At 62.5% G+C, this 16070-nt stretch carries 18 protein-coding genes; 4 read left to right on the top strand and 14 right to left on the bottom strand.

The window, feature by feature from the left end; all coding sequences use genetic code 11:
- Positions 1–96 precede the first annotated feature (96 nt).
- Positions 97–282, top strand: a complete 186-nt coding sequence (locus WC704_RS04130; protein WP_372888689.1) for a hypothetical protein — start codon at positions 97–99, stop codon at positions 280–282.
- A 63-nt stretch (positions 283–345) separates the two neighbouring features.
- On the opposite strand, the gene WC704_RS04125 is transcribed toward WC704_RS04130, so the two are convergent.
- The 8 genes from WC704_RS04125 to WC704_RS04090 form a co-directional block, all read right to left on the bottom strand.
- The gene (locus WC704_RS04125; protein WP_372888688.1) at positions 346–2184 is read right to left on the bottom strand and encodes a M2 family metallopeptidase; all 1839 of its coding nucleotides are present in this window, start codon (positions 2182–2184) and stop codon (positions 346–348) included.
- Positions 2185–2236: 52 nt separating this feature from the next.
- Positions 2237–2992: an alpha/beta fold hydrolase gene (locus tag WC704_RS04120; protein WP_372888687.1), complete on the bottom strand. Its 756-nt coding sequence runs from the start codon at positions 2990–2992 to the stop codon at positions 2237–2239.
- The gene (locus WC704_RS04115; RefSeq protein ID WP_372888686.1) at positions 2992–3435 is read right to left on the bottom strand and encodes a GFA family protein; all 444 of its coding nucleotides are present in this window, start codon (positions 3433–3435) and stop codon (positions 2992–2994) included. The genes WC704_RS04120 and WC704_RS04115 overlap by 1 nt, the downstream gene beginning before the upstream one ends.
- Positions 3432–3842, bottom strand: a complete 411-nt coding sequence (locus tag WC704_RS04110) for a type II toxin-antitoxin system VapC family toxin (protein WP_372888685.1) — start codon at positions 3840–3842, stop codon at positions 3432–3434. Before WC704_RS04110 ends, WC704_RS04115 begins: the two co-directional genes overlap by 4 nt.
- A complete protein-coding gene (locus tag WC704_RS04105; protein ID WP_372888684.1) occupies positions 3826–4122 on the bottom strand; it encodes a hypothetical protein in 297 nt (98 codons plus the stop codon). Before WC704_RS04105 ends, WC704_RS04110 begins: the two co-directional genes overlap by 17 nt.
- A 31-nt stretch (positions 4123–4153) precedes the next feature.
- Complete coding sequence (locus WC704_RS04100; RefSeq protein WP_372888683.1) at positions 4154–5182, bottom strand: aspartate-semialdehyde dehydrogenase; 1029 nt, start codon at positions 5180–5182, stop codon at positions 4154–4156.
- Between the two features lie 61 nt (positions 5183–5243).
- On the bottom strand, positions 5244–5960 hold the full coding sequence (locus tag WC704_RS04095) for an MgtC/SapB family protein (protein ID WP_372888682.1): 717 nt from the start codon (positions 5958–5960) through the stop codon (positions 5244–5246).
- 147 nt (positions 5961–6107) lie between these two features.
- Complete coding sequence (locus WC704_RS04090; protein ID WP_372888681.1) at positions 6108–8336, bottom strand: DPP IV N-terminal domain-containing protein; 2229 nt, start codon at positions 8334–8336, stop codon at positions 6108–6110.
- Positions 8337–8621: 285 nt separating this feature from the next.
- Here WC704_RS04090 and WC704_RS04085 point away from each other — a divergent pair, with 285 nt between their 5' ends.
- A complete protein-coding gene (locus WC704_RS04085) occupies positions 8622–9752 on the top strand; it encodes a hypothetical protein (protein WP_372888680.1) in 1131 nt (376 codons plus the stop codon).
- Positions 9753–9802: 50 nt separating this feature from the next.
- Here WC704_RS04085 and WC704_RS04080 read toward each other — a convergent pair whose 3' ends face one another.
- Both WC704_RS04080 and WC704_RS04075 read right to left on the bottom strand, forming a co-directional pair.
- The gene (locus tag WC704_RS04080) at positions 9803–10513 is read right to left on the bottom strand and encodes a trans-aconitate 2-methyltransferase (RefSeq protein ID WP_372888679.1); all 711 of its coding nucleotides are present in this window, start codon (positions 10511–10513) and stop codon (positions 9803–9805) included.
- Positions 10506–11867 (bottom strand): DUF418 domain-containing protein, encoded by a 1362-nt coding sequence (locus tag WC704_RS04075; protein ID WP_372888678.1) that lies wholly within the window; start codon positions 11865–11867, stop codon positions 10506–10508. The genes WC704_RS04080 and WC704_RS04075 overlap by 8 nt, the downstream gene beginning before the upstream one ends.
- A 140-nt stretch (positions 11868–12007) precedes the next feature.
- Here WC704_RS04075 and WC704_RS04070 point away from each other — a divergent pair, with 140 nt between their 5' ends.
- Together WC704_RS04070 and WC704_RS04065 are read left to right on the top strand one after the other, a co-directional pair.
- Complete coding sequence (locus WC704_RS04070) at positions 12008–12826, top strand: alpha/beta hydrolase (protein WP_372888677.1); 819 nt, start codon at positions 12008–12010, stop codon at positions 12824–12826.
- A 122-nt stretch (positions 12827–12948) separates the two neighbouring features.
- The gene (locus WC704_RS04065; protein WP_372888676.1) at positions 12949–14148 is read left to right on the top strand and encodes a hypothetical protein; all 1200 of its coding nucleotides are present in this window, start codon (positions 12949–12951) and stop codon (positions 14146–14148) included.
- A 78-nt stretch (positions 14149–14226) separates the two neighbouring features.
- Here the strand turns inward: WC704_RS04065 and rplS are convergent, their stop codons facing one another.
- The 4 genes from rplS to WC704_RS04045 are packed head-to-tail and all read right to left on the bottom strand — an operon-like array spanning position 14227 to position 16054.
- Positions 14227–14616 carry a 50S ribosomal protein L19 gene (rplS, locus tag WC704_RS04060; RefSeq protein ID WP_209610777.1) on the bottom strand — a complete coding sequence of 130 codons (390 nt, stop codon included), beginning with the start codon at positions 14614–14616 and terminating at the stop codon, positions 14227–14229.
- Between the two features lies 1 nt (position 14617).
- Positions 14618–15349, bottom strand: a complete 732-nt coding sequence (gene trmD, locus WC704_RS04055) for a tRNA (guanosine(37)-N1)-methyltransferase TrmD (protein WP_372888675.1) — start codon at positions 15347–15349, stop codon at positions 14618–14620.
- Positions 15350–15401: 52 nt separating this feature from the next.
- Positions 15402–15782 carry a type II toxin-antitoxin system VapC family toxin gene (locus WC704_RS04050; protein ID WP_372888674.1) on the bottom strand — a complete coding sequence of 127 codons (381 nt, stop codon included), beginning with the start codon at positions 15780–15782 and terminating at the stop codon, positions 15402–15404.
- Complete coding sequence (locus tag WC704_RS04045) at positions 15779–16054, bottom strand: AbrB/MazE/SpoVT family DNA-binding domain-containing protein (RefSeq protein ID WP_372888673.1); 276 nt, start codon at positions 16052–16054, stop codon at positions 15779–15781. The genes WC704_RS04050 and WC704_RS04045 overlap by 4 nt, the downstream gene beginning before the upstream one ends.
- Positions 16055–16070 lie beyond the last annotated feature (16 nt).

Genomic DNA, 16070 nt, shown 5'->3' with positions numbered 1-16070 from the left:
TATGAGTAGTCGCTGCACCGCTCACTGAATCTTCGATCTCGTCCGACACCCGCCACCCCGCTCAAAGAGCGGCAATCATCCCGGCGGAGGCCCGGCGTGCAAGGTGGCCGTCAGACCCCGCTTACGGTAGGTGTGGCGGCGGTCGCGCTGTTCACCCTCCGCAGCAGCACGCCCAAGGCCGGGACGCTGAACCCCGGTGAACATGCGCATCAAGCCGATGGCAGCGATTCGAGTGCCTCGTTCGAGGCGGGCATCGCCGATGAAGGAACGATCCCCAACTGAGGTAACTGCGCCCCCGGCACAGCGCCGGGGTCGAGTAGGTTTGGGGCTGGGGCTAAAGCTGTATCACCAACCCTGCGGCTTGCCCTTGTTCTGCGCATCCAGCCACGCCTTTAGCGGCGCGAAATAATCGACCATCGCTTGGCCCGAAATCTCGCGGCTGCCGGTGAACACCGCCAGCGCGTCGGGCCAGGGATTGGACTGGCCCATCGCCAGCATCGCGTTAAGCTTCGCGCCAACCTCCTTGTTGCCGTAGAACGAACAACGGTGCAGCGGGCCCGTCCAGCCCGATTGCTTGCACGCCGCCTGATAGAATTGGAATTGCAGCAAGCGCGCGAGGAAATAGCGCGTGTAGGGTACGCTGGCCGGCACATGATATTTGGCACCCGGATCGAAGCGGGTTTCGTCACGCGCCACTGGCGGCACCACGCCCTGATACTTCAGGCGTAGGTCGTTCCAGCCCTTCTCATATTGACTGGCGGGAATCGCGCCCGAGAACACACCCCAACGCCATTTGTCGATCAACAGGCCGAAGGGCAGGAAGGCGACCTTGTCCATCGCCTGTTTCAACAGCAGGCCGATGTCCTTGTCGGCACTCGGCACCTTGGCCTGGTCGAGCAGGCCAATCTTCACCAGATAATCGGGCGTGATCGACAACGCGACGAAATCGCCGATCGCCTCGTGGAAGCCATCGTTCGCGCCATTTTCGTAGAGGAAGGGCTGGGTGTTATAGGCGCGCTGGTAATAGTTATGGCCCATTTCGTGGTGGATCGTGACGAAATCGTCGCCATTCACCTTGGTGCACATCTTGATGCGCAGATCGTCCTTGCTGTCGACATCCCAGGCCGATGCGTGACAGATCACCTCACGGTCACGCGGCTTGGTGATTTGCGAGCGCGTCCAAAATGTGTCGGGCAGCGGCTTGAAGCCGAGCGAGGAATAGAAGCCCTCGCCGGTCTTGAACATCTTGATCGGGTCATAGCCCTTGGTTTTGAGCAGGTCGCCGGTGTCGTAACCGACATCGCCCGCTCCCGCCGGCGCGACCACGTCATAGATATTGCCCCATTCCTGCGCCCACATATTGCCGAGCAAATCGGCGCGGATCGGGCCGGTCTTGGGCTGCACCGCGTCGCCATATTTCTCGTTGAGCTTCCAGCGGACATAGGTGTGCAACGCAACGTAGAGCGGCTCGACTTCTTTCCACAGCTTGTCGGTCATCGCGGCGAACTGGTCTGGCGTCATGTCATAGCCTGCCCGCCACAAGGCACCGACATCGGCATAGCCGAGTTCCTTTGCCCCCTGATTGGCGATGACGACCTGACGCGCATAATCGGCGCGCATCTGGGCACCGACATTGTCGTGCCAGCTCACCCACATTTCCCTGGATTTGGCCGGGTCTCGAACCGTGCCCATCGCCGCTTCAATGTCGCTGCCGTTGATCGGCTTGCCGTCGAGCGTGCCGTTACCCTTGCCATATTGCGACGACATGCGCGTTACGATCGTCGAGAGTTCGGCGGCGGCGCCTGGCGTAGTCGGCGCGGGCAGCGTCAGGCCGCTGCGCAGCAAATCGATCTTGCGGCTGGTATCGAAGGACAGCCCCGGCACCTTGGCATATTTCGCCGCCTCCAGCGCATAACGGACTTGCAGCTCGGTGCCCTCAGCGCCGAATTTGGCGGCGATCGCGTCGGTGTCATCGGTGATATAGGTGGCATTGATCCACGCCGCCTGCTGCGCCGGGGTCGAGAAATCGGCCAGTTCCTTCTCGGCGCGTGCCACGAAGGCATCGGCGTCAGCGGTGGTAGGCGCGGCGGCGGTCGCGGCAGGCGCGGGTGCCGGGCTGGCGAATGCGGGTGCCGCCGCCATCGACAAAATCAGCGCGAGCGACGAAATTCCAGTGCGGATCATGTGAGTCCCCATTTGCAAAGATGGCGCAACCTGTGCGCCGCCGCGCGCACGGTCAAGCCGCTAGAAACGCCGCAATCGCCATGCCCAATTCGGGTTTGAGCACCGCGCTCATATGGTTACCGGGGATCGCCTGATAACGCGCGTCGGGTAGTGCCGCCGCCAGCTCCTGCGCCGAGCCGTTATCGTCATCATCCTCACCGGTCAGGATCAGCGTTGGCGTGGCGATGTGGGCCAGCGCATCGCGCGGCGTATCGACAAAGGTGTCGAGAATGTGCAGCAATGCCACGGGATCGCCCCCGGTGGTCTTCAGGAACGCCTCGGTCAGCCATTCGCTGCTGCCTCGCACGAAGCTGCCGAGGTTGGTCAACACGTTGTGGAAATAGCTGCCGCGCCCGGCGGTATCGACAATGCCTTGCAACCCCATGCCCGAGATGACCGCGCGGCGCGGCTTCGCGCCATTGGCCAGCATCCGCGTCGTGGTGCGCCCGCCGAGCGAATAGCCGACCAGATCATAGGCGGCGAGGCCGAGGTGTTCGATCAGGGCAAAGCCGTCGCGCATCAGTACGTCGGGCGGATAAGAGGCGGCATCATGCGGCTTGGCGCTGTCACCATGCGCGCGCAGGTCGGGCATGATGACCCGAAAACCGGCCTCGGCAATCCGCGCGGCGTGACCGTATTTGATCCAGTTGATCGTCGCGTTGGAGAAATAGCCGTGGATCAGGACGACGGGCCGCCCCTCCCCCAATTCGCGCCAGGCGAGACGGGTGCCATCGAAACTGTCGAAACGATGCAGCGGCAAGTCGGTCATCAACGCTGTTCCATCATCACCGCAACGAACGTCGCGTCGGGGGCATCGGGCCAGCTCGGCACGCCCTCGGGGATAGCGAACCATGCCTGTCTGGTCGCCGTGTAGATATGCGCCCGACACACAAGCTCCTCCGATCGGTCAAGTGTACCGGCGCGCACCACCGCAATTCCGGGGCGGCGCGTGTTCGTGTTATAGACCCGGGCATAGCAAGTGCCGCAAAAGCGTTGCACCGACGTCCGATCCTCCGTCTTGATCTCGCGCACCACGACCGGACCCGACACAATCAGGCTGGCTTCGGACACCAACGCTTGCAGGCTGAACGCGCTGCCCGACGCACGCTGGCAGATGTGGCAATGGCAGGCGTAAACCGGCGGCAGGCTGTCCAGCGCCAGCGTATAGCGCACCGCGCCGCAGCGGCAGCCACCTGTGATCGGATCGCTCACGTCAGTTCCTTCAGCCGGTCGGCCATGCCAGCATTGGCGGCGGCATCGTAAAAGGCACGGTCAGCCGTCACGAGGGTGAACCCTTCGTCAATGGCCAATGCCAAATATAGGCAATCATAGATCGGGTGCTTCAATCTAACCGACAACCGAAAAGCCTCCGCGACCAATTCCGCTGCGGGAACGAGCTGTTGAAAGAAGCCGGGCAGGACGCTGAGATGATTCTGGGCGTGAACGGTCAAAAGCTCAGATCGCTTTACCTTTTTCCAGAAGGTGCTCGCCGCCTCGATCAAGAGCCAGTCGGGCGCGATCAGGGGGTCCGGCATCGCCAGCAACGCACGCGCCGCGTCGGTCCCTTCCTCACGCACGAACCATTTGACGGCGACGCTGGCGTCAACGACCAGCGTCATCAAGCCATCCATCGTCGATCCACCGACCGCCGCCGGTATCGCGATCCCAGCGGATCAGCACTGTGCTGTCGCTGCTCGAGACCGGACCATCCGGCGGGGTCATCGCAAGCGCTTCATCGGACAGGGCAAGCAGAGCGGCGCTATCCTTAACCGGCAACGGCGCATTTGCTTCGATCAGAGCACGCAGTTCAGCTTCAAGCGAACGGCCAGCGCGACGCGCTGCGGCACGATACAGATCCAATGTGCCGGGCCGAAGCCGCCTGACAATCGCCTGTTCCATCGCAGGACGATATCACCCCGCTATCACTTGCTCAATCAGCCTTCTTCAAATACCGCCGCCCCAGCAATTCCGCGATCTGCACCGCGTTCAGCGCAGCACCCTTGCGGAGATTGTCCGACACGCACCACAGGGACAGGCCGTTCTCGACAGTCGAATCCTCGCGCACGCGGCTAATGAAGGTAGCATATTCGCCGACGCATTCGACCGGCGTCACGTATCCGCCGTCCTCACGCTTGTCGACGAGCATCACGCCGGGTGCCTCGCGCAGGATCTTCTGCGCCTGGTCCGCGGAGATTTCGTTCTCGAACTCGATGTTGATCGCTTCGCTATGCCCGACGAACACCGGCACGCGCACGCACGTGGCGGTGACCTTGATCTTGGGGTCGAGGATCTTCTTGGTCTCGACCACCATCTTCCACTCTTCCTTGGTCGACCCGTCGTCGAGGAAGCTATCGATGTGCGGGATCACGTTGAAGGCGATCTGCTTGGTGAACTTCTTCGCCTCTGCCGAATCGCCAACGAAGATGTTGCGCGATTGCTCGAACAATTCGTCCATCCCCGCCTTGCCCGCGCCCGACACCGATTGATAGGTCGCGACGACGACGCGCTTGATCTTGGCGAAATCATGCAGCGGCTTGAGCGCGACGACCATCTGCGCGGTCGAGCAATTGGGGTTGGCGATGATGTTGCGCTTGGTATAGCCCGCAATCGCATCGGGGTTCACTTCCGGCACGATCAGCGGCACGTCCGGGTCCATTCGGTAGAGCGACGAATTGTCGATCACCGTGCAACCGGCAGCCGCAAAGCGCGGCGCGTGGATCTTGGTCGCTTCCGAACCGATCGCGAACAGCGCCATGTCCCAGCCGGTGGGATCGAAATTGTCGATATTCTGCACCTTGAGCTTGCGCCCGGTCTCGCCGAAATCGACCTCGTCACCCTGGCTGCGTGACGACGCCACCACCGCAATGTCCGCCAGCGGGAATTCGCGCTCCGCCAGAATGTTGAGCATCTCGCGCCCGACATTGCCCGTCGCGCCCGCGACCACGATCCTGTAACCCATGACTTCCTCCAATTCGGACCGCGCCCGTAGCGACATTACGCGCGGACGTCCAATCGCTTTGCTAATCGTGCGTGCGCGCCTGCCACGTCGCATGGGAAATTCCATGCACGGTCGCGAGATGATCGGTCAGCGCATCAAGCTCGCTTGCCGCTATATTGGTACGCACCAGCTTGGCTGCAATCTCCACGCGATCTTCACCGCGCGCGACCACATCGAGTTCGGCCACCGGGAGTTGCGCGGCTTCCAGATGCTCGGTCAGCAGGTCACCCATCGGCCCGGCTTCTGCGGCATCGGTGGTGATGGTGACGCTATAGGTCGCCTCGACACTGCGCCCTTCGAGCGGGATGCGGTTGATGGCATCGACCAGCGGGCGCAGCATCGTGTTGGCGAGGATGACGAAGCCGGTCAGCAGCACCGCTTCCGCGATCAGGTCGCTCCCCGCAATCGCGCCGACCGCCGCCGAGCACCACAAAGTCGCCGCAGTGTTGAGGCCGCGGACGTTCATCCCCTCCTTCATAATGACGCCCGCGCCGAGGAAGCCGATCCCCGACACGACATAAGCGATGATGCGGATCGACTCGACATCGCCGCCAAGGCGCTGCCCAAGGTCGACGAACGCCGCCGAGCCCAGCGCGACCAGCGCATTGGTGCGCAGGCCAGCGGTGCGCTGGCGATATTGCCGCTCGGCCCCGATCAGCGTGCCGAGCAGGAACGCCGCCACATAGCTGACGACCGTGTCCAGAAACGGCCACAAATGGAAGGTGGTGAGGAAGCGCATGATGGGGCAGCCTTGGTGTCTCTTCCTATCCAACACTTCCCCGGCGAAGGCCGGGGTCCAGGTACAAGGGGTTGGGAACGAAGCGCTCCGTCCTATTAAGCCCGTTCCGCATCTGGGCCCCGGCCTTCGCCGGGGAAGCGCATTGCGTTAACGCACCGGCTTGTCTTTCACATTCCGGTCAAGGAAGGTCAAAATCGTCCCCCACAGATGCTCGCTGATGCCGGGCCCGCCAACGCGGTGGGTGTAGCCGGGGTAGAACATCATTTCGAACGGCGTATCGGTCGCCTGCATCCGCGCGGCGAGCGCGGTCGAGTTGGTGAACACGACATTGTCATCGGCCATGCCGTGAATCACCAGCAACGGGTCCTTGATCTTGGGCGCATTTTCAAGCGCGCCCGAGGCCGCATAAGCCGGCGCATCGGCAACCGGCGACCCCATATAGCGCTCGGTATAATGAGTGTCGTACAGGTCCCATTGCGTCACCGGAGCGCCCGACACGCCCGCCGCATACACGCCCGGATTAGCCTCGAGCATCTTCAGCGTCATATAGCCGCCATAGGACCAGCCATAGATCGCCACCTTGTCGGGATCGACAAAGGGCTGGTTCTTGATGAACTTCGCGCCCGCCAATTGGTCGGCGACTTCGACCGTGCCCATCGCACGGTAGATGTGGTCCTCGAACGCCTTGCCGCGATTGTACGACCCGCGATTGTCGATCTGGAAGTAGATGTAGCCGTGCTGCACCAGATATTGCGGCAACGCCCCGCCCCACGCGCGCGTCACCTGCTGCCCGGTGCCGGGGCCGCCATAATGCTGGAAGAACACGGGATATTTCTTCCCAGGCTCGAGCGGCGGCGTGATCATTTCATAATAGAGATCGGTGCCATCCTCGGCCTTGATCGTGCCGAAGGTCGTTTGCTGGTGGCTTGCCAGATAGGGGTAATAAGGATGCCCCGGCTTCAGTGCGTTTTCGTTGATCCACGACATGCGCTTGCCGGTCACATCGGCCAGATAGACTTGCGTCGGTTGCGCCGGGTTGGAGCGCGCCACGATCATGCGCGTCGCCGCATGATCCATGCTCGCGCCATTCCACCAGCCGGTCTCGGTCAGCCGCGTAACGACACCCGGATGCGCGATATCGACCGAATAGACATGCTGTTCGAGCACGTCATCCTTGTTGCCGGTGAAGAACAAGCGCCCCTTCGCTTCGTCAACCCCGATCAATTGCTGGACGACCCAATCGCCCTTGGTCAGCGCGGTCCACTTGCCATGCGCGAAGCGATAGAGATGGCCAAAGCCTGACCGCTCGGATCGCCAGATCAAGCTGCCGTCCTTCATCGGGCGATACGCTTCGGTCAGGTTGAGCCAGCTCCGCGTGCCCGATTTCTCGGTGAACAGGATGCTGCTCTTGCCGGTTTCGGGATCGACCGTGAGCATGTCGAGCGTCTTCTGGTCGCGGCTTTCGCGCTGCACCAGCAGCGTCTTGCCATCGGGCGTCCAATCAACGCGCGCGAGATAAATGTCGGGATCCTGTCCGAGGTCGACCTTCACCTTACCGGTGCCATCGGCCTTCATCACATACAGTTCGACCGCCACGTTGGGGGTGCCGGCTGCCGGATAGCGTTGTTCGTACACCTTGGTGCCGCTCGCCCCGATTGCGGCGCGCGTGACGATGCCGACCGGAGCCTCATCGAAGCGCTCAACCGCAATGTGCGTGTCCTGCGGTGACCACCAATAACCGGTGCGGCGGTCCATTTCCTCCTGCGCGACAAATTCGGCCTCGCCCCAATGCACCGTGCCCGCACCGTCCTGGCTGAGCTGGCGGGCTTCGCCACCGCCAAGCGGCTGAACGAACAGATTCTGCCCGCGCACGAAGCTGACAAAGCCGCCCCTGGGGCTGATCGTCGGGTTGAGTTCGCCTTCGGTCGTGTTGGTCAGCCGCCGGGTCGTGCCATCGAGCGTGGCGAGATACAGGTCCCCGTCGAGCGGCACGAGGATCGTCTTGCCATCAGGAGCCCAATCATAGGCGACAATGCCCTTGGACCCGGCGATGCGGGCACGCTCGCGCTGCATCTTTTCGACCTCGGACAATTCCGCGCCGCTGCCCACCTTCTTCGAATCGACCAGCATCCGCTCTTCACCGGTGCGGGTATCGAGCGCCCACAGGTCGAAACGTTCCTTTTCGTCGGCACGCGGGCGCAACGAGGTGAGCAGCGTCCCATCCGGCGACAGGCGCACGCCGCGCGGCTGCACGCCCGAGAGATCGGGGCTGCCGAACACGCGCGACAGCGACAGTTTGACCGGCGCATCAGCCGCCATGACGGGCACCGCCGCACAAGCGAGCATCACGCCCGCAAAAGCCCAACTCGCCCGCATCCTGCATCTCCAATCCCGCATGGTTCCTCGCCCGACGAAGACGGGCGGCGTCGGCGCTTATCGCGGCGCGCGAGAGCGCCGTAAAGAGGGCAAGCGGGCCGTGGCGTCTCGCGCACCGATTGCAACGCCAACCTGCTCGGCTGTGGATGCGTCAATCGCGCTCTTGGGGTCGTTACGGATCAAGTTCGCCCGCCACCCGCCGCTCAACCCCGTTACACACGCCTGGCAACGCGCGCTGCACTGTAACCCTGTGAACCACGCTTTCCCCTTTTCAGGAGAATATCAATGCCGTTGGAAACAAGCAGCCTGTCCCCCCGCGACGCCGCGATCGAAATCATGGACGGCTTCAAGGTGCGGCTGGGCATCGACCTGGCCGGAATCGCCGGGAACGAAGCGCTGACCGTCGAACAACGCCGCCGCAAGATGGTTGCAAAACTACTGGAGGCAACGCTCGCCGGAATCGACGAGTATCACCGCGCCGAGGGCATCGAGCTTGCCTCGCACGAGGACAACACGCTGATTACCGCCGCCCTGGCCGAAGAAGCGACCGAAATCGAACCGAATATCAGCCTGACCCAGCACAATTTCGAGATCGTTCGTGGCTATCGCGGGCAGGAAGTGACCGATTATGTGTATGGTCTCTCCAAACGGCTCGAAGCGATGCAGAACGCCAAGACGCCGGGCCAACTCGCGATCGAAATCGGCGCGAGCAGCCTGTTCAGCATCGGCGTGGCGATGGCCAAATTGACCTGGACCGCCTGGCGCGGCGGTGCGACCTTCCTCAACGCGCTGCGCACCGGCATCACCACGCTCGGCATGAAGACAGCGATCACCATCATCGTCATCGTGCTGGTAGCGTTCCTGCTCTATCTCTTCCTGGACAACCCGAAGAAAGTGCTCGCGCTGGTGTTCAACGACACTGCCGAGGACCTCGTCGTCACCAATTGGCGCGCCGGAGTCGAGGGCGGTCTGGGCGGCAACCTCTATGTCGCGCACGGGCATATCGAGAATTTCATGCAGGATCACGCCAGCGGCGATCTCGATTCGCCGATCGTGCAGATCCGCCAACGTTTCTTCTTCGAACCGAATGATCCCGATAATGTCGTGTTCGGCGGGATCTATTTCGCCGATCGCAATTTCGGTTTGCGCGGGAGCGAGGGCGTAATGCTGTTCACCTCGCTGACCAGCGATTTTGCGGCGGCGCACCTGTATGCCGTACCGTATGTAAACGATAACGGCACCAACATGCGGTTGATGACCGGGCAGAAGCCCAATCTGGAAACGCTGTTTCGTGAAATGTATGACACGCGCAAGGTACGGGTCGATTTCGCCGAGGGCGGGTATCGCTTCACCTCGACCGTTAACGATGCGCGTGGCGGCGTGGTCGGGTTGATCGGCACCATTTCCAAGACCTGATCGCGTGGCGGGGGCGCGCGTTCGTGCAAATAGGCGCGCGCCTCCCTGCCTCAGCGTTTGCGGAACACGGTGCCTTCCATGCCCTGCGCCAACAGGGGCTTGCCCGCCCGGTCGAACTTCGCAGTCTTATTCGGGGCCTGCTGCACCCTGTCAAATCCGTTGGATGCTGCCGTATCGGTAAAGTTGAAGTTGGCGTGACGCAGCGCGAGATACCCGCCCGGCTTCACCGTCCGTGCAAGATCGGCAACCGCCAGCTCGAATTTCGCAAAAGCGCGAATCCGGCGATCATCCGCCTTACGTTTGCCAAGCCGGGGGTCGCGAAACACCGCCATCGCAAACACCACGTCGTAGCGCGCATCGCCCTCGGCAGCGGTGGTATCGGCAACTTCGAACGTCGTGCGATCATCAACGCATGAAGCGCGACATTGGGCGATCCGCTCCGGGCTGATATCGAGCCCTTTGATCGTTGCATTGGGAAAGCGCCGTGCGAGCGAGCGCACCTCCTCCCCGGTGGAACAGCCGAATGACAGGAGCCGCAAATCGCTATCGGCCCCCAACGCGTCCTGGAGGAAGCTGAAAATTCCGGGATAGCGGTCCTCGCGGGTTGTACCGAATGGCTGAAACAACCCGGCCTGATCGCGGAGCCGCAGCAGCGCCGAATTGCGCTGTTCGCGCCCGCGCACGAAATCGAGCGCAAGATGCAGCGCGCGATATCCCGGCACTTTGGACGCAAGGCGGCTTGCCAGGGACCGGTCAGGCAAATGTCGGCCTTCCCTCGGGCGGGCGCGCTGCCCACGCACGTTTGCGCCACGGCAACACGCGCCGCTCAACCAGAGAACGCCACGCCCATTCGACCGGAGCGATGTTGAAATACCGCACCCACACATTCGCGCCGATCAGCAAAACGGCGTTGATGACGAACGCCGTCACCATCAACGGCCCCCAGGTCATTTTGCCATACAGGCCGAGCATGAAGGGCGGGTACAGCACCCACAGGCAGATCAGCGTCTGCGCGATATAGATCGACAGCGCCGTGCGCCCCGCCGCGACGAACGGGCGCAACAGCCGCGCCCCGAAGGCGCTGCTGACGAGCAGGTTGATCAGCGCGACATGCCCCAGCGTCATCGCCTGCCGGGCAACCTCATAGCTCGCCCAGAAGGTATAAGGTCCATCGCCAAACTCCATCTGTTCGTGCGCGCCGACCGCGCGCAGCGTGATGCCGACGCCATAGGCAAGGATGGCCATTCCCGCATAGAAGCGCCGCGAGCGGCGGCCCTGCAAAATACCGAGTTTGTAGAGCGCGGCGCCGATCAGCATCACGCTCGCCGCTTCCCACACGAACAGGATCTCCAGAAACTGCGATTCGATTTCGAGGAAGGAACCCCATTGCGCGGTGGCCCAGGTGCGGAAGCTGCCCTTGCGCGCCTTGTCTTCGGCGGCGATGTCGAGCCGCGATTTGGCGCGGGCTTCGGCGCGCTTCTTGTTCCCTTCGGCCTTGTCTTGCAGCAGCTTGCGCTCTTGCGCAGTCGGCTTGGCCCCGGCGGCGACCTTCGCCTCGATCGCGGCGACCTGCGCGCGCGTCTGCAATGTCAGATAATAGCCGAAATACCCCCCGCCCCCCAGTTGGAACAGCGCAAGCGTCAGCCCAACCATGATCAACCACTGCGGACGCAACCGCCGGAACAGAAACGCGATCAGCGCGGCAATGCCGTAGGTGTGGAGGATGTCGCCCGGCCATAACAGGATGAAGACATGCACCAGCCCGAATGCGAACAGGATGAGGTTGCGTATATAATAACGCCGCATCACCTCCCAGCCATCGGCCTTGTCGGCCACGCGATCGGTCAGGATCACCATCCCTGCGCCAAACAGCATTTCCAACATGCAGCGCGCGGTGCCATTGGCGAACACCTCGCGCAGCCACCACGCAATCTGGTCGGTCTGCGACCAGCCGAGATGCCGGATATCGTCGAACGACGCGTAGAGCGATTGCCCCATATCGTTGATGTTCATGAACAGGATGCCAAGGATCGCCACCCCGCGCAGAATATCGAGCACCGCGATGCGCGGCGCGCCATCGGGTTCGGCAGCGGTGGTCATGGTGACGTTGGACATATTTCCCCCCGGAATAGTCGGCCGCCAGCCATAGCCAATCATGGTGTATCGTGCAAACATGACACGTACGTCGGGATTGGATGCGAGGGTAGCGGATGCGGCGGATCGGGTTGACAGGGAAAGGCTTCGCGGCGATCCTTTTGTCGGTCCTGCTTCTCGCAGGGGCCACCCCGGTGCTGAGCCGGTCGATCCACGACCGCATCTATCCAGCGCCCACGACGCCAATCGCGACCGCCGTCCTCCCCGCTCGTACCGAGCGCGTCACTGTCCACACCAGTGACGGCCTGTCGATCACAGGTGCCGCTGTCCCAGCCGCGCCGGGCAAGCCGACGCTGCTGGTGTTCCACGGCAATGGCTCGAGCGCGATGAGCACGCTTGACTGGTTCGCCCCCGTGATCGCCAAAGGCTATGGCGTGGTGGCAGCGGAATATCGCGGCTATTCGGGCAATCCCGGTCGCGCCAACGAAGCGGGGCTCGCGCATGATGCCGACGCTTTCTATGCCGAGGCCCGGCGACGTGCGGGGGGCGAACGGCTGATCGTGGTTGGTCATAGCCTTGGCGGGGGTGTGGCCTTCGGTCTCGCATCGCGCCAAAAGCTCGATGCACTGATGACGATCGGCACCTTCACCAGCCTGCGTGCTATGGTACCCAAGATCGCGCGCGCGTTTGTCAGCGACCGATATGACAATCTCGCCACCGTGCCGTCGCTGGATGAGCCCTATTTCCTGATCCACGGCCTCGCCGATGGCACCGTGCCTGCGGCGATGGCGGGCGAACTTTATAAGGCGGCCAGCGCAACCAAGCGCACAGGGTTCAGCGCTGTAATCCAAGGTGCCAGCCATCATCCCGATGGTGCGCTGCTCACCGCAATCCTGGAGACGATCGTCGCGCATCTCGACCATCCAGACGCGCCGCCATTGGCCTTGCCGGAGACGGTGAAGATTTACCGCTTTGGTTGAGCCGTGCCGCAGAAATCTTCGCGCTCTACCTTGACTATGCTCCGAATGCCGTCAGTCTTCCTTGCTTAGGTTAGGAGCTGATAATGGTAGGAAATCGGTTCGTTTTTATAGCCTTGTCCCCATTGCTCCTCGGCGCGCAGATTCCCCCGCAATCGCCCGCTATCGATGCGGCAGATACCGCTTTGGCTAAGGGGCGCTATCTCGAGGCCAGTGACGCCTTGGCCGCCGCAGCCTTCGGCCCTGACGGCAAAGTGCGTGACGAAGACGCGTTCCAGATGTGGGAACAGATCAGCCCAATGCTCACCAATGAACTCGACCCAGCCGTGCTGGCCCGTGCAGAGCCTGGTTCGCCCCCCGACCCCAGTTGGGCAACGCGCGTGGCGGCGGCCACTCCACACGATGCGATTGAAGAGATCGTCCGACGCGCGCGCGACACCAGCATCGTTATCTTGAATGAAGCCCATGATAGCCCGCGCGACCGTGCCTTTGCCTTGCAAGTGGCGCGTGCGTTAAAACCACTTGGGTACTCGATCCTGGCCGCAGAAACGTTTGATAGCGAGCCTACTGAACTCGGCCACGCCTCGACGATCGACAAGCTCAGGCAGGACGGTTTTGTTCGGATCAGCACCGGTTATTACACGCGAGACCCTGTTTTTGCGGGCTTTGTGCGCGAGGCCTTGGCGTTGGGGTATCGCCCCGTGGGCTACGAGCAAACCAGCAAGCAGCGCCCGAAAGAGGGCGGTATCGCCCCGCGAGAGCAAGCACAGGCAGAGAATTTGGCGGCAATTCTCGCGGCGCAGCCCGGTGCAAAAGCGCTGATATACGTTGGATATGGCCACGTCTGGGAAACCCCGATCAACCTTCAACAAAGTACAACCGACATGATGGCAACGCGGCTGAAACGGTCGACCGGCATTGACCCGCTCACCATTGACCAGACGAGTTTAACAGATTTGGCATCCGCCGCACGCGCCGCTTACGCTGTCGCTGCGCGGCGCATCGGGAACCGACCGAGCGCCTTCTTCGAAGGCAGCAACCCGCTCATTCTCGGGCGCTATGCTGGTGCGGTTGACCTGCAGGTTGTCCACCCGGCCAGAGCGTATCGCTACGGACGCCCCCAATGGCTGGTCGAAATGGGCGGCAAGCCGCTCGCAATTCCGAAAGATCTGCTGCCGACCTCGGGGCGTCGCCTGATCCAGGTTTTTGCCGCGGATGCGCCGCCGGATGCCGTCCCGCTCGACCAAATTGTGGTGCAAGCCGGTGCCCCATTGCCGATGCTGTTCGCGCCCGCTGTACCGGTGCGCTTTGCCATCGGTTCGTAGCAAGCCGCTCTGGCACAAACAAAAAAGGCGCGGAGGCCAAAGCCCCCGCGCCCTCCTGTGAGCCTAACGGCCGTCCGATTACTCGGCAGCAGCGCCCTTGGCCGGACGGGTGTCACGGCGCTCGGCGATACGCGCCGACTTGCCGGTGCGACCACGCAGATAATAGAGCTTCGCACGACGCACCGCGCCCTTGCGGACGACTTCGATGCTGTCGACGTTGGGCGAATAGAGCGGGAAAACGCGCTCCACGCCTTCACCGAACGAAATCTTCCGCACGGTGAAGTTCGAGCCCATGCCCTTGTTGGAACGCGCGATGCACACGCCTTCATAATTCTGAACGCGGGTGCGCTCGCCTTCGACCACCTTCACGCCGACCTTCAGCGTATCGCCAGGGCGAAATTCGGGGATCTTCTTGGTCTCGAGAAACTTGGCAATGTTCTCGGCTTCGATCGTCTGGATGAGATTCATCTCATGCGTCCTTGTCTGTCTGTCGCGCGCCAGAGGGCGACTGGACCCGAGCACCCTCATGGCGCTCCCACAGGTCCGGCCGCCTTAGCCGTGTTTCGGTCTCGGCCATGTGCTTGCGCCATGCCGAAATCCTCGCATGATCCCCCGATCGCAACACTTCGGGGATCGTGCGCCCTTCCCATTCAAATGGTCGGGTATATTGCGGATATTCGAGGAGCCCCGTTTCGAAGCTCTCGTCCACGCCGCTATAAGCCGCGCCCATTACGCCGGGGAGCAGCCGAATGCAAGCGTCGAGCAGCACCAGCGCCCCCATCTCGCCGCCCGAAAGAATGTAATCCCCGATCGACACTTCCTCGATCGCACGCGCGGTGAAGATACGCTCGTCAAAACCCTCAAAGCGGCCGCACAGGATGGTGACGCCCGGCCCCTCGGCAAGGCTGCGCACGCGCGCCTGGGTGAGCGGGGCGCCGCGTGGCGTCATGGCGAGCAGCGGACGTCCCGCGGGCACACTGTCGATTGCCGCGGCCAGTACATCGACGCGCAGCACCATTCCCGCCCCGCCGCCCGCAGGCGTATCATCGACGGTGCGGTGCTTGTCGGTCGCGAAATCGCGAATGTTGCGCGCGTCGAGGCTCCATCGCCCCTCTGCCAGCGCGCGCCCGGCGAGCGACAGACCGAGCGGGCCGGGAAACATGTCGGGATACAGCGTGAGGACAGTGGCGGCGAAGGTCATGGCTCGAACCACTCTCCATGATCGATGACGGGATGGAGCGCGACAGCGCCGCTCATCGCGCCCAGTTTTCGACGCTCACGCCAGGAACATCGACGAAATCGGCTTCGTTGTTGGTGACGATCGTAGCGCCAAGGCTCAGCGCGTGCGCGGCGAGCAAGCGGTCGAAACGGGCGCGTTTGAAAGGCAGGCGGGCATATTCGCGCGCAGCAGCATCATCGAATGGAAGGATCGGAATCACGCGGACAAACGCGTCCAAAATCTCCTGTCGCGGCGGCTTGCCGTTCCAGGTGCCGAGCGCGACCTCGGCGAAGCTGATCGCCGAGATCGCGACATCACCCGGATAACAAGACGCAAGACGCTGGTTAAGCGGTGAATCGACCTCGCCACCCATTGCATAGATGGCGAGGTCCGAATCGATGAAATACCGCGTCACTCGCCCGACAACGCCTTGCGTCGCGCCACGGCACTCGGCCGTTCCTCGAAATCTTCACGAGGGGCCGGGGTGAAGCCGGGCATTTTCCCCGCAAATCCGCTAATGTCGATCGTGCGGCGGGGCGCAGCGACGGGTTCTACACGAAACGACATCGGGGCCTCCTTGACCATGCGGACTTCAGTACCTTCGGGGATACCCATACCCTTGGGCAGCCGCAGCGCGACCGAATTGCCCGATTTGAAAGTCGTACCCTGATATTCATCGTCCGGCATTGCAGCCTCCGTATAC

It is taken from the genome of Sphingomonas sp. (assembly GCF_041661885.1).
GTDB lineage: Bacteria > Pseudomonadota > Alphaproteobacteria > Sphingomonadales > Sphingomonadaceae > Sphingomonas.
This window is presented reverse-complemented; position numbering and strand designations above follow the sequence as displayed.